This is a genomic window from Streptomyces sp. NPDC037401 (assembly GCF_055602345.1).
This window is the reverse complement of sequence record NZ_JBVJWO010000009.1, coordinates 56,440-69,529: the sequence shown is the minus strand read 5'-3', so window position 1 is coordinate 69,529 and position 13,090 is coordinate 56,440. Positions and strand designations below refer to the sequence as shown.

11 protein-coding genes, 1 tRNA gene and 1 other RNA gene are annotated in these 13,090 nt (G+C 74.3%); 9 read left to right on the top strand and 4 right to left on the bottom strand.

Going from position 1 to position 13,090, the window contains the following annotated elements; genetic code table 11:
- Positions 1-39: 39 nt before the first annotated feature.
- Positions 40-567 (top strand): cupin domain-containing protein, encoded by a 528-nt coding sequence (locus ACZ7H1_RS11345; protein WP_470785660.1) that lies wholly within the window; start codon positions 40-42, stop codon positions 565-567.
- Here ACZ7H1_RS11345 and opcA read toward each other — a convergent pair.
- Complete coding sequence (gene opcA / locus ACZ7H1_RS11340; protein WP_470785658.1) at positions 501-1,448, bottom strand: glucose-6-phosphate dehydrogenase assembly protein OpcA; 948 nt, start codon at positions 1,446-1,448, stop codon at positions 501-503. The genes ACZ7H1_RS11345 and opcA overlap by 67 nt on opposite strands.
- A gap of 55 nt (positions 1,449-1,503) precedes the next feature.
- Positions 1,504-2,103, bottom strand: a complete 600-nt coding sequence (locus ACZ7H1_RS11335) for an HhH-GPD-type base excision DNA repair protein (protein WP_470785657.1) — start codon at positions 2,101-2,103, stop codon at positions 1,504-1,506.
- Between the two features lie 133 nt (positions 2,104-2,236).
- On the opposite strand from ACZ7H1_RS11335, the gene ACZ7H1_RS11330 reads away from it, so the two are divergent.
- On the top strand, positions 2,237-3,040 hold the full coding sequence (locus tag ACZ7H1_RS11330; protein WP_470785655.1) for a VOC family protein: 804 nt from the start codon (positions 2,237-2,239) through the stop codon (positions 3,038-3,040).
- Between the two features lie 110 nt (positions 3,041-3,150).
- Positions 3,151-4,200: a YncE family protein gene (locus ACZ7H1_RS11325; RefSeq protein ID WP_470785654.1), complete on the top strand. Its 1,050-nt coding sequence runs from the start codon at positions 3,151-3,153 to the stop codon at positions 4,198-4,200.
- A 47-nt stretch (positions 4,201-4,247) separates the two neighbouring features.
- Here the strand turns inward: ACZ7H1_RS11325 and ACZ7H1_RS11320 are convergent, their stop codons facing one another.
- Entirely contained in the window at positions 4,248-5,243 is a 996-nt protein-coding gene (locus ACZ7H1_RS11320; protein WP_470785652.1) for an ArsR/SmtB family transcription factor, read from the bottom strand.
- Positions 5,244-5,328: 85 nt separating this feature from the next.
- Here ACZ7H1_RS11320 and ACZ7H1_RS11315 point away from each other — a divergent pair, with 85 nt between their 5' ends.
- Together ACZ7H1_RS11315 and ACZ7H1_RS11310 are read left to right on the top strand one after the other, a co-directional pair.
- Positions 5,329-6,537: an MFS transporter gene (locus ACZ7H1_RS11315; RefSeq protein ID WP_470785650.1), complete on the top strand. Its 1,209-nt coding sequence runs from the start codon at positions 5,329-5,331 to the stop codon at positions 6,535-6,537.
- 130 nt (positions 6,538-6,667) lie between these two features.
- Positions 6,668-7,024 carry an SHOCT domain-containing protein gene (locus tag ACZ7H1_RS11310; RefSeq protein WP_470785944.1) on the top strand — a complete coding sequence of 119 codons (357 nt, stop codon included), beginning with the start codon at positions 6,668-6,670 and terminating at the stop codon, positions 7,022-7,024.
- 86 nt (positions 7,025-7,110) lie between these two features.
- Here the strand turns inward: ACZ7H1_RS11310 and ACZ7H1_RS11305 are convergent.
- A tRNA-Ser gene (locus ACZ7H1_RS11305) sits at positions 7,111-7,198 on the bottom strand.
- A gap of 96 nt (positions 7,199-7,294) precedes the next feature.
- Here ACZ7H1_RS11305 and ffs point away from each other — a divergent pair.
- The 4 genes from ffs to ACZ7H1_RS11285 all read left to right on the top strand — a co-directional run bounded on the left by ffs (position 7,295) and on the right by ACZ7H1_RS11285 (position 13,014).
- Positions 7,295-7,393, top strand: an RNA gene (gene ffs, locus ACZ7H1_RS11300) — signal recognition particle sRNA small type.
- A gap of 43 nt (positions 7,394-7,436) precedes the next feature.
- A complete protein-coding gene (locus ACZ7H1_RS11295; RefSeq protein ID WP_470785648.1) occupies positions 7,437-9,677 on the top strand; it encodes a DNA polymerase III subunit gamma and tau in 2,241 nt (746 codons plus the stop codon).
- 61 nt (positions 9,678-9,738) lie between these two features.
- A complete protein-coding gene (purD, locus tag ACZ7H1_RS11290) occupies positions 9,739-10,992 on the top strand; it encodes a phosphoribosylamine--glycine ligase (RefSeq protein ID WP_470785646.1) in 1,254 nt (417 codons plus the stop codon).
- A gap of 330 nt (positions 10,993-11,322) precedes the next feature.
- Positions 11,323-13,014: a M48 family metalloprotease gene (locus ACZ7H1_RS11285; protein WP_470785942.1), complete on the top strand. Its 1,692-nt coding sequence runs from the start codon at positions 11,323-11,325 to the stop codon at positions 13,012-13,014.
- Positions 13,015-13,090: the final 76 nt, after the last annotated feature.

The following is a 13,090-nucleotide window of genomic DNA, read 5'->3' as shown; positions in this document are numbered from 1 at the left end:
CCCCTGTGGCAGGTCAGTGCACCCCGTAGATTGATCTTCATGAGCGAGAAGAACAGCACCCGGACGCAGCAGCCCCACCTCACCCGCGCCGCCACCGCCGAGGCCATGTACGACGCCCCGGGCAGCCTGATCACCCTGCTGGCCGATTCCCCCACCACCGGCAACGCCCTGACGTGCAACACCGCGTGCTTCGAGGAGGGTGCGACCGGGGCGCCCGTCCACTTCCACACCCGCGCGACGGAGTTCTTCTTCGTCACCGCCGGCCGCCTGGACGTGCTGGTCGGCGAGGAGGTCCTGACCCTCGGGAAGGGCGACTTCCTCGCCGTGCCGCCGGGCACCCCGCACGCCTTCGCCCCGGCTCCGGGCACCGGCGCCGAGGTGTTCGTCGGCTTCACCCCCGGCATGGACCGCTTCGACTACTACCGCCTGCTCGGCCGGGTGAACGCCGGTGACGCGACGTTCCAGGACATCCGGGACTCCTCCGAGCAGTACGACAACCACTACCTCGACGCGGCCGAGCCCGCCGCCGTCGCCTGGCGCGACCGCCGGCGCAGCGCCGACGCGTAGATCTCGTCGGCCGTCAGCCGCCGCAGTTCCTCGGCGATCAGCTCGGCCGTGGAGCGGATCTTCAGCGCGACCCGCCGGTCCGGCTGCCCCGGTACGCCCAGGGTGGCGAGCGCGCCCGACGGCCGGTCGACCGTTATCTCCCCGCCCGCGGTGAGCAGCCGTACCCGCGTGATCACAGGTCCGGCCGTGACCACGCGCTCCACGGGCACCTCCAGCCGGTCCTCCAGCCAGCAGGCCAGCAGCTCGGCGCTCGGGTTGTCGGTCTCGCTCTCGACGGCCGCCCCGGTCACCGCGACCGCCTTCTGGTCGAGCGCGGCCGCGAGCAGCGAACGCCACGGCGTCAGCCGGGTCCAGGCCAGGTCGGTGTCGCCGGGCGCGTACGAAGCCGTCCGGTGGTCCAGCTCCGCGAGCGGGTCGAGGGAGGCGTACGCGTCGGTGATCCGCCGCTGCGCGAGGGCGCCCAGGGCGTCCGTGGCGACGTCGGCCGGGGAGTCGGCGGGCCACCAGGCCACGACGGGCGCGTCGGGCAGCAGCAGCGGCAGGACCACGGGACCGGCCTGCGAGGTCAGCTCGCCGTGCAGCCGCAGCAGGATGATCTCGCCGGTGCCGGCGTCCGAACCGACCCGCAGCTCGGCGTCGAGGCGGGTCTGGGTGAGCCTGCGGTGCGCCCGCGCGTGCCGCTTGATCACGGCGATGATGCGGCACGGGTGCTCGCGCGAGGCCTCGGACGCGGCTTTGACCGCGTCGTAGGCGTTCTCCTCGTCGGTGACCACCAACAGCGTGAGGACCATGCCCATCGTGGGGCTTCCGATGGCGCGGCGGGCCTCGAGCAGGGCGGCGTTGACCTTGCTGGACGTCGTGTCCGTGAGTTCGGTCTTCATGATGATCGAGTCTCCCAGGGCGGGGGGCCTGCCCGCATTCGGGTCGGGATTCCGGCTACTTCGCCTTCACTTCCTTCGCGGCCCGCTTCGCCTCCTGTTTGTACGCCCGTACCTTCGCCAGCGACTCGGGCCCGGTGATGTCGGCGGCCGAGCGGTAGCTGCCGTCCTCGCCGTACGCCCCGGCTGCGGTCCGCCAGCCGCGCGGCCGTACGCCCAGCTGCTTTCCGAGCAGCGCCAGGAAGATCTGGGCCTTCTGCTTCCCGAACCCCGGCAGCTCCTCCAGCCGTGCGAGCAGCTCGGCGCCGGTGGTCACGCCCGTCCACACCGCGCTCGCGTCCCCGTCGTAGTGCTCCACGAGGTACTCGCAGAGTTGCTGGATCCGTTTGGCCATCGAGCCCGGATAGCGGTGCACGGCCGGCTTCTCCGACAGCAGCGCCGCGAAGGCCTCCGGGTCGTGCGCGGCGATGGCGTGCGCGTCGAGGTCGTCCGCCCCGAGCCGCCGGGCGATCGTGTACGGGCCCGAGAACGCCCACTCCATGGGGACCTGCTGGTCGAGCAGCATCCCGACCAGGGCGGCGAGCGGGCTGCGGCCGAGCAGCTCGTCGGCCTCGGGCTGCTGTGCCAGGTGCAGGGCGGTGCCCTTCGTGTGCTCCATGACTCCATGGTCGGGACGCGGGGCCTTCCGCGCGCGGGGGGCGCGCGGGATGGCTAGCGTGTGAAACCGGGACGAAGCGATCGAAAAGATCGAAGCGACCGAGTCGGAGTGACGGAGTGACGGAGTCATGATCATGCCTGATTTCCCGGAAGGCGCCCCGTGCTGGATCGACGCCGCGTTCTCGGACGTCGAGGGTGCGAAGGGTTTCTACGGTGACGTGCTCGGCTGGACCTTCGGCGAGAGCGCGACCGAGTACGGCAACTACACGCAGGCCTACTCGGAGGGCAAGGCGGTCGCCGCCGTGGTCCCCCCGATGCCGGGAGCGGAGGGCCAGTCCGCCTGGTGCCTGTACTTCTCCTCGTCCGACGTCACCAAGACGGCGGAGAAGGTGAAGGCGGCCGGCGGCGAGGTGCTGATGGAGCCGATGCAGGTCGGTCCGTTCGGCTCCATGATGCTCGGCAAGGAGCCGAGCGGCGCGGTCTTCGGAGTCTGGCAGGCCGGTGACCACAGGGGCTTCGAGAAGATCGGCGAAACGGGCGCGTTCGTCTGGGCCGAAGTCTTCACCCGCGATCCGGACAAGGTAGACGCGTTCCTGCCCAAGGTCTTCCCGATGAGCGCGCAGAAGATGGAAGACGACTCGATGGACTTCAAGGTCTTCAGCGTCGGCGGCGACAAGGACAACATGGTCCTCGGCCGGATGGTGATGGACCGGGACTTCCCGCCGGACATCCCGCCGTACATCAGCGTGTACTTCGGCGTCGACGACTGCGACGCGGCGGTGAAGCGGGCCACGGACCGCGGGGCGAAGCTGCAGTTCGGCCCGATGGACAGCCCCTTCGGCCGGTTCGCCGCGCTGACCGACCCGCAGGGGGCGAACTTCTCCGTCATCGACCTGTCGAACACCGTCGGCGACATGCCGTCGATGGCGGACGCGTAGGCCGTACGCGGCGGCGGATGCCCCGCGGCAGCCGGCAGCCGGCAGGGTGGTGCCGCCGGGTCGGCCGATCGGATGACCCCGCCGGGGCGGGGGCGCCCGACGATGGAGACGTGAAGAGGACCGCGAGGCCCCTGCGCCTGCTCGCCGGCTGTGCCGCCCTGGCCGCGCTCGTCACCGGCTGCGCCGGAGAAGGCCCGGCCGGGGGTGCCGACCGCGACCGCGGCGCGGCCTCCGCCGCCCCTGCCGCTCCCGGGCTCCCCCGCACCGCGAAGACGCCCGGTGGCACCCTGCTCCTCGCCGACTTCGGCTCCGACACCGTCAGCTTCGCCGACCCGGCCCGCGGCACCGTCGCCTCCGTCGAGGTGGGCACGGCGCCGTACGGACTGGCCGTCGGCCCCGTGACCAGCGGCGAGTACCGCGGCGGCGGCATGGGCATCGCGCTCGCGCCCGACGGCAGCCGGGCGTACGTGGGCGTCAACGTCCCCGGCCGCAACGGCGTCCTGGAGGTCGTCGACACCGCCCGCCGAGAGGTCACCGGAACCGTCCCGGTGGGCCGCCGCCCGTTCGACGTGGACGTGTCCCGGGACGGCTCCGAGGTGTACGTGACCGGCCACGACTCCTTCGACGTGACCGTGGTCCCGGCAACCGGGCCGCGGACCGTGGGGGAGGCGCCGCGCCGGATCGAGGTCGCCCCGTACGGCACCGAGGGCGGTCTCGGCTCCTGGCTCAAGCCGCACTACGCCGTCGTGCGCCCCTCCGACGGCCGCCTGCTCCTGCCCTTCGAGGGCGAGCGGCTCGCCGTCGTCGACCCGCGCACCGGCCGTACGCAGGTCGAGCGGATGACCGCGAACACCCACCAGCACGGCGCCGTGGCCACCGCGGACGGCCGCCTCCTGGTCGTCGGTACGGGCCCCATCGACCCCTCCGAGGACCGCGGCGCCTCCCTCACCGTCCGCAGCCCCGACGGGCGGGAGCGGCTCATCGCGCTCGGCGGCCCGCACGAGGACGTCGCCGTCTCGCCCGACGGACGCACCGCCTACGTCACCGGCGGCCACACCCGCGACGGCCACTGGAACGGCATCACCGTCGTCGACCTGGACTCGGGGGCCACCCGCAGGCTTCCGGCGGGCGCCCGCCCGCTCGGCATCGCGGTGCTGTGACGGCGCCGACCGAGAAGACCGCGCAGACCGCCGCCCCTTCCCGCAGGTCAGCCGGCCGCCGGGGCGAGCAGGGCGTCCGCGACGGTCGTACGGGCGTAGAGCACCGACCGGCCGCTGCGATGGGCGGTGACCAGGCCGGCGTTGCGCAGCGCCGTGAGGTGCTGGGAGACCCCGGCGGCGGACAGGCCGCAGAGCCGGGCCAGCTGGGTGGTCGAGGCCGGCGTGTCCAGTTCGGCCAGCAGCAGTGCCCGGGAGCGGCCGAGGACCGCCGCCACCGCCTCCGCCGCCTCGGTGGTCCGCGGCTCCCACAGGGTGCCGGTCCCGCGGGCCGGGTACGCGAGCTGCGGCGGCTCGGGGGACACCGAGCGGGTCAGCACCCGCGGCCACACGAAGGCCGAGGGGACGAGCAGCATCCCGGAGCCCGGCTGGCCGCGGCGCAGCCCGCACTGGCGGCGTACGAGCGTCAGGGTGCCGTCGTCCCAGCGGACGGACTCGTGCAGCTCGTTGAGGACGTGCGCGGAACCGTGCTCGGCCACCTGCCGGGCCCGGTGGAAGACGTCGGCCTCGAGCAGCTGCCGGATGCGCCCCCAGTAGGGCGCGAGGGCGAGCTCCCAGTACGCCTCGATCTCCTCGGTCACCTTCACCAGCGCCTCCTCGGGCGCCGCGTACAGCAGCCGGAAGCGGGCGGACCGGCCGAGGCCCGGCACGTCGGCGGCGAGCATGTCCAGGTCGGTCCGCACCTGCCCGGGGCTGCTGCGGCGGATCGCCGCCAGCTCCGCCCCGAGCTCCGGGAAGGGCGTCGCGGGCGTCGGATTGAGGAAGTCGGCGAGATAGCCGTGGGGCGGGATCAGCACCGCCAGCCAGCCCGCGTCCAGCCCGGCGGCGGCCGTCCGGGCGCGGACCTGCGCGGCCCACCGGCGGTGCAGGGGCGACTCGGCGGGGTCGCGCAGCAGCCGGAAGCTGGTCACGACCTCCCACATCGGGGAGACCGCGAAGCGCGTCTGCGCCAGGTCCGCCGCGGTGAAGCTCAGTCCCGCGTCCATCCACGGCCTCCAGGTGTCCGTTCCGAGGATTCGGCCTGAGCTTAATCAATGGGTACCCGGGCGGCTCTGCCCGCAGTCTCCTCGCATGTCTCCCACGTCTGCCACCTTCCGCGGCCTTCCGTCCGTCGTCTGGACCGTCTTCGCCGGCACGATCGTCAACCGGCTCGGCTATCTGGTGACGCCCTTCCTGGTGTTCTTCCTCGCCTCGCGCGGGGTGACGGGCACCCAGACCTCGTACGTCCTCGGCGCCCTGGGCGCCGGCCACCTCCTCGGACCGGCGCTCGGCGGGCTGCTCGCCGACCGGATCGGCCGCCGCCCGACGATGCTGATCGGGCTGACCGGGGCCGCCGCGGCGCAGGGCGCGCTGTTCGTGGCGCCGGGGGTGGCCACGATGGCCGCCGCGGCGCTGCTGATCAGCGCGGCGGGCGCGATGGTCAACCCGGCCGCGTACGCCCTTATGGCCGACGCCGTGGACGCGGAGCGCCGGCAGCGCGCGTACGCCCTGCTCGGCTGGGGCGTCAACATCGGCACGGCCGTGGCGGGCGTCCTGGGCGGCTTCCTGGCCGCGCACGGGTACTGGCTGCTCTTCGCGGTCGACGCGGCGAGCATGCTGGTCTACGCGGCCGTGGTCGCCACCCGGCTGCGCGACCCGCGCCCCGCGGGGCGTCCGGAGCCGGAGGCGGGCGAAGCCGCCGGCACCGGCTACGGCGTGGTCTTCCGCGACCGGCTCATGCTCGCCCTGCTGCCGCTCTTCGGGATCCAGCTCTTCGTCTACTCGCTGACCGAGGTGGCCCTGCCGATGGCCGTCCACGACAGCGGCCTGTCGCCCGCCGTGTACGGGGCCATGGCCGCGGTCAACGCCGTCCTGGTCGTCGTCGTCCAGCCGTTCGCCACGGCCCGCCTCGCGCATCTGCCGCAGCTCCCGGTGCACGGCGCGGGCAGCGTCCTGATCGCGGTCGGCGTGGCGCTGACGGGCCTGGCGGACGGCATCGCGGGGTATGCGCTGTCGGTGGTGGTGTGGTCGGTGGGCGAGGTGGTCGTGGCCGGCATCGGCGCGGCGGTGGTCGCGAACCTCGCCCCGGCGCACGCCCGCGGCCGCTACCAGGGCGCCTTCAGCTGGACCTGGGGCGTCGCCCGCTTCGCGGCCCTCACGCTGGGCGTGACCGTCTACACCGGCGCCGGCCCGGAGTTCCTGTGGTGGACGGCGCTCGTCGCGGGCCTCGGCTGCGCCGCCGCCCTCATGGCCCTGCGCCACGCCGTCGGCCGCCGTCTGACGCACGCCCTGGCGGCCTGAACCCCCCGGGGCGGGCGCCCCGCTCCGGATGCGGGCCGGGCGGAGCGCCGGTATCAAGGGAGTAAGGCGATCATCACGATCGGAGCGGACCGTGGACGACGACTACCCGTTGCTCGAGCTCTTCTGGACGATGCTGTGGTTCTTCCTGTGGGTGATGTGGCTGTTCCTGCTGTTCAAGGTGATCTCGGACATCTTCCGTGACCACAGCATGAACGGCTGGGCCAAGGCGGGCTGGCTGGTCCTGGTGCTCCTGCTGCCCTACATCGGAGTCCTCGTCTACCTGATCGTCCGCGGACGGAGCATGACCGAACGCGACGTGAAGCAGGCCAAGGAGCACGAAGCGGCCTTCCGCCAGTACGTGCGCAAGGCGGCGGCCGACGAGCCCGGCGGACCGGCGGACGAGCTGCACAAGCTCTCGGCACTCAAGGACAAGGGCGACCTGACCCAGGAGGAGTTCGACCGCGCGAAGGCCAAACTCCTCGCCTGACCCCCGCGGGGGCACCCGCCGCCCCCGATACGCAGAAGACCCCGGCCGGTTTCCCGGTCGGGGTCTTCAAGTGCCCGGTGAGGCACTGGCGGAGGATACGAGATTCGAACTCGTGAGGGGTTGCCCCCAACACGCTTTCCAAGCGTGCGCCCTAGGCCACTAGGCGAATCCTCCGCCGCAAACAATACAAGACGTTGAGGGGTGCTCGCGAACACGTCTCCCGTCGAGGGGGCGGGCTCGATCCCCGGGGGTTTCATCCGCTACGCTGGGGCCAGCCCCTCACGTGGCGCTATCTCACCCAACTCCCCCAGGGCCGGAAGGCAGCAAGGGTAAGTGGGCTCTGGCGGGTGCGTGGGGGGCGCTTTGCGTTTGGCGGCAGCCGTTGTCGGTGGGCCCGGATAACCTCGTAAGCGTGTCGTCCCTTGCGCTGTACCGCCGCTATCGCCCCGAGTCGTTCGCCGAGGTCATCGGTCAGGAGCATGTCACTGCCCCGCTGATGCAGGCCCTGCGCAACAACCGGGTCAATCACGCGTACCTGTTCAGCGGGCCGCGCGGCTGTGGAAAGACGACCAGCGCGCGCATCCTCGCCCGGTGCCTCAACTGTGAGCAAGGTCCCACTCCGACGCCCTGCGGCGAGTGCCAGTCCTGCCGCGACCTGGCGCGCAACGGCCCCGGGTCCATCGACGTCATCGAGATCGACGCCGCCTCCCACGGTGGTGTGGACGACGCCCGTGACCTGCGCGAAAAGGCCTTCTTCGGGCCCGCCGCCAGCCGGTACAAGATCTACATCATCGACGAGGCCCACATGGTCACCTCGGCGGGCTTCAACGCCCTGCTGAAGGTGGTCGAGGAGCCCCCGGAGCACCTCAAGTTCATCTTCGCGACCACCGAGCCCGAGAAGGTCATCGGGACCATCCGGTCCCGTACGCACCACTACCCCTTCCGGCTGGTGCCCCCCGGCACCCTGCGCGAGTACCTCGCCGAGGTCTGCGGGCAGGAGGGCATGGCCGTCGAGGACGGTGTGCTGCCGCTGGTCGTGCGGGCCGGTGCGGGGTCCGTGCGCGACTCGATGTCCGTGATGGACCAGCTGCTGGCCGGTGCGGGCGCGGACGGTGTGACGTACGCCATGGCGACGTCGCTCCTCGGCTACACCGACGGCTCGCTGCTCGACTCCGTGGTCGACGCCTTCGCGGCCGGGGACGGCGCCGCGGCCTTCGAGGTCGTGGACCGGGTGATCGAGGGGGGCAACGACCCACGCCGGTTCGTGGCCGACCTCCTGGAGCGGCTGCGCGACCTGGTGATCCTGGCCGCCGTGCCGGACGCCGGCGAGAAGGGGCTCATCGACGCCCCGGTGGACGTCGTGGAGCGCATGCAGGCCCAGGCCTCCGTGTTCGGGGCGGCCGAGCTGTCCCGGGCCGCGGACCTGGTGAACACCGGTCTGACGGAGATGCGCGGGGCGACCTCGCCGCGGCTGCAGTTGGAGCTGATCTGCGCCCGGGTGCTGCTGCCCGCGGCCTTCGACGACGAGCGGTCCGTGCAGGCCCGGCTCGACCGGCTGGAGCGCGGAGCCGCCGCGGGCGGCGCCTTCGTGGCGGGCGGCGCGGCCCCCGCCATGGGGTACGTCCCCGGGCCCGAGGCCCACGGCATGGCACCGGTGGCGCCCGGGACCGGAGCGGCGGCCGCCCGCGCCGCGGTACGCGGTCCCGCAGCGGAGCCCGCTGCCGCCCCGACCCCGGCACCGGTTGCCGCAACCCCTGTCCCGGCCCCGGCACCGGTTGCCGCAACCCCTGTCCCGGCCCCGGCCGCTGCGGCCCCGGTCCAGCCCGCCCAGCCGCCCCAGCCCGCTCCCGGCGCCTGGCCCGGCGCCGCGCAGCCCGGTTCCGGCGCGCCCGCGCCCGCACCCGCCCCGGCTCCCGCAGCCGCCCCGGCCCAGCCCGCCCAGCCCGCACCCGGTGCCTGGCCCGGTGCCGCGCAGCCCGGTACCGGTGCTCCGGCCCGCGGTGCCTGGCCCGGTACCGGCACGCCGGCGACGCCTCCCGCGTCCGCACCCGCCCCGGCCGCCGCGCAGGCGCCCGCGCCCGCAGCCGCCCCTGCCCCCGGCGGACCGGGCATGTCACAGGGCGCAGGCCAGGTGCAGGCCATGTGGCCCGGGGTCCTGGAGGCCGTGAAGAACCGCCGCCGGTTCACCTGGATCCTGCTGAGTCAGAACGCCCAGGTCACCGGCTTCGACGGCACGACGCTCCAGCTCGGCTTCCCCAACGCCGGCGCCCGCGACAACTTCGCGAGCAGTGGCAGCGAAGACGTGCTGAAGCAGGTCCTCGCCGAGCAGTTCCAGGTGAACTGGAAGATCGACGCCGTGGTCGGCGGCGGTGGCGGCGGCGCCCCGGCCCCGTACGCCTCCCCGGCGGCGCCCGCGTACACCCCGCCGCCGGCTCCGGCCCCGGCGCAGCACGCCCCCGCGGCGCCCGCGGCTCAGCCGATGCCCGCCCAGGCCCCGCCGTCCCACGCCGCCCCGGAGCCGCCCCCGGTCGCCCCCGAGGACGACGTACCGGAGGACGACGACCCGGACCTCGTCGACAGCGCGCTGACCGGTCACGACCTGATCGTGCGCGAGCTCGGGGCCACGGTCGTGGAGGAATATACGAACGAGTAGCGGGCGGGGATTGGGGTGCCCGCACAAAGCGCATCCCTCCGCGCGGGCTAGGCTGCTTCCCGTGAAGGTCCTCGTCATCGGCGGCGGCGCCCGCGAACACGCCCTGTGCCGCTCTCTGTCCCTCGACCCCGACGTCACCGGGCTGCACTGCGCGCCCGGCAACGCAGGCATCGCCGAGGTGGCAGCACTGCACCCGGTCGACGCCCTCGACGGCGCGGCGGTCACCCGCCTGGCCACCGAGCTCGGCGCCGGCCTGGTCGTCGTCGGCCCGGAGGCCCCGCTGGTCGCCGGGGTCGCCGACGCGGTCCGCGCCGCCGGCATCCCCTGCTTCGGCCCGAGCGGCGAGGCCGCTCGGCTGGAGGGCTCCAAGGCCTTCGCCAAGGACGTGATGGCGGCGGCCGGCGTGCCGACGGCCCGCTCCTACGTCTGCACGACCCCCGAGGAGATCGACCAGGCGCTCGACGCCTTCGGTGCTCCCTACGTCGTGAAGGACGACGGCCTCGCGGCCGGCAAGGGCGTCGTCGTCACCTCGGACCTCGCCGAGGCCCGTGCCCACGCCCTCGCCTGCGACCGCGTGGTCATCGAGGAGTACCTCGACGGCCCCGAGGTCTCGCTGTTCGCGATCACCGACGGCACCACCGTGCTGCCGCTCCAGCCCGCGCAGGACTTCAAGCGTGCGCTCGACGGCGACGAGGGCCCCAACACCGGCGGCATGGGCGCGTACTCGCCGCTGCCCTGGGCCGACCCCAAGCTGGTCGACGAGGTCATGGACACCGTCCTCCAGCCGACCGTCGACGAACTGCGCCGCCGGGGCACCGCCTTCTCCGGACTGCTGTACGCGGGCCTCGCGATCACCAGCCGCGGCGTCCGGGTCATCGAGTTCAACGCCCGCTTCGGCGACCCCGAGACCCAGGTGGTGCTCGCCCGCCTCAAGACCCCGCTCGCGGGCGTCCTCCTCAGCTCGGCCAACGGCACCCTCGCCGCCCAGCCGCCGCTGACCTGGCGCGAGGACGCGGCCGTCACCGTCGTCGTCGCCTCGCACAACTACCCGGACACGCCGCGCACCGGCGACCCCATCCAGGGCCTCGACGAGGTCGCGGCCCAGGACGGCCCGGAGGCGTACGTGCTCCACGCCGGGACCCGGCACGAGGGCGACGCCGTCGTCAGCGCGGGCGGCCGGGTGCTGTCCGTCACCGCGACCGGATCCGATCTGGCGCAGGCCCGCGAGCGCGCGTATAAGGCCGTCGCGCGGATCCGCCTGGACGGCTCCCAGTACCGCACGGACATTGCCGAAAAGGCCGCCGAAGGACGCTGATCCCCCCGGAAACCCGCTGAACTGCGGGGAACACCGGACGGTACGGCCCCACGGGCCCGGAGCGCGAAGCCTGCGCCCGGGCCCGTTCGTACGACTGCATCCAGCCGCCCGCGGGCGCATCCACCTTTACCCAAAGCCATTCCATCGGGTGACGCTGAGCCGACCGGCTGACGGCCGCTGAACTCCCAACTAGGGTGCCGCGCAAGGATTCCGGCACTTGGCCCACCGGCATTGCGATGTCGGTGACGGGTGCCACAGTGGGGGAGTGAGCAAAGCCGCCGCAGGGCACCGAGGGGGTGACGTCCGGCCGTGTCCGGAACCGGTCTGGGGATGGAAGTGGGCGCGTTGAGCGCGCGCTCCAGGGCTCTCGCCGTGCTGCGCCTGCGCAGCCGGGCGCTGGCCCTGGCGCTGCTGCCCGCGGCCCTGGGGGTCGTGCTGGTCGCCGCGCGGATGACGGACCGGCTCGCAGGCGATGCCTGGGGTGCCGTGACCGTCGCCGTCTGCGTGCTCGCGGCCGTGGTCCTGCTGCCCGCCGCGGTGTTCGCGGCGGTGGTGGGGCACGCGAGCCCTGCGGTGACCCCCACGGTCCCGCTCTCGGAGGAGGCCGCACCCGACCTCTACCGCCTCGTGCGCGACCTCGCGGACCGGATGGACGTGCCGGCGCCCTCGGCGATAGCACTGACGCCGGACTGCGACAGCTGGCTGGAGGACCGCACGCACCGCACGCACCGGGCGCGCCGGAGCGGCATATCCGCCGGGGCCGAGCCCGACCGGGACGCGGCACCGGTCCTCGTCATCGGCTCGCCGTTCCTGTGGTGGATGCGGGTGGCCGAGCTGCGGGCCGTGCTGGCCCCCGTGGTCGCCGGCACCGGACCCTCCGCGCATCCCGACATAGCCGCCGCCCGCCGCTTCGTCCGCGGACTCGACGCGGCCGCCGCGGTGGGCGAGCGGCCCGGCCTCGGCTGGGTGCGGCGGCTCGCGCAGCTGCTGCTGCGCCACTGCCACCCGGACGCCGCCGAGATGGAGCGCGGGGTGGCCGCGGCCGCCTCCGAGCGCGCACAGGCCGTGGACTACGGCCTGCGGATCGTGGCGCAGGAGCAGGTCGGGCTCGCGTACGCCGGCTGGGACCGGCTGCTGACCCGCGTGGCGCTGCCCGCGTGGCGGATGGGCCGCTGGCCCTCCCGGCTGGATGCCGGGGTGGTCTCGGCTCTCACCGAGCTCTCCCGCCGCGACCGGCTGGCCGACGGCTTCACCTCCCGGCTGGGCGAGCGTCCGGCCTGCGACCTGCTCGAGGAGCCGGGCGCGGTGGACGAGGCCGCGTCGCTGCTGGCGGCCCGGCTGTTCCACGGCGGGCCGGCGCGGCCGGGCCCGGACTGGTCTCCGGTGGACTGGCAGGAGTACCCGGAGGAGGTCGTGGACCGGAAGTGGCGCACGGAGGCGGCCCGCCTCCACCAGGCCCTCGACACGCTCTCCGGGCCGGACGGACACCACGCGGCCCGGCCCGCCCCCGGGATCGCCGGGGCGGCCGTGACGGCCGTCGCGCCCGGCCCTGCCGCCAGGGCCGGTACCGGCCCGCAGGCGGCCGGGGGCCCCGGGAGCCCCGGCGGCCCGACCCTGGAGCGGGTGATCGCGTACCTCACGGGACCCGATGCCGCGGGCGGCGACGTGCTGGCCGGACGGCTCAGCGGCGACGTGGCGCGGGCCGAGGCCGCCGCACCCGGCGCGGGGCAGGCGCGCGGCGCGGACGCCGTGCCGCTCTTCCCGCTCCAGCCGCCCCGCAGCGGCCGCGACCTGCTCGCGGACCACGTCACCGCGATGGTGTGCTGCGCGGCGGTGGACTCGGTGGGCGCGGCCCCGGGCCTGGACTGGCTCGACGGCCCGGTCCTGCTGGTCGGCGGCGAGCGCCGCGCGGACCTCTCCCCGCGGGTGCTCTCCCTGGTCGAGGACGGCGATCCGGAACCGCTGCGGGCGTGGCTCGCGGAGACCGGCGTACGTCCCGAGAAGCCGGTCCGGCTGGTCTGACGGGCTTCCGCCCGTCCCCCGACGCCCTGCTGCCACCCGCCGAAGTCCCCGCGACGCCCCACCCGGAGGGATGGAC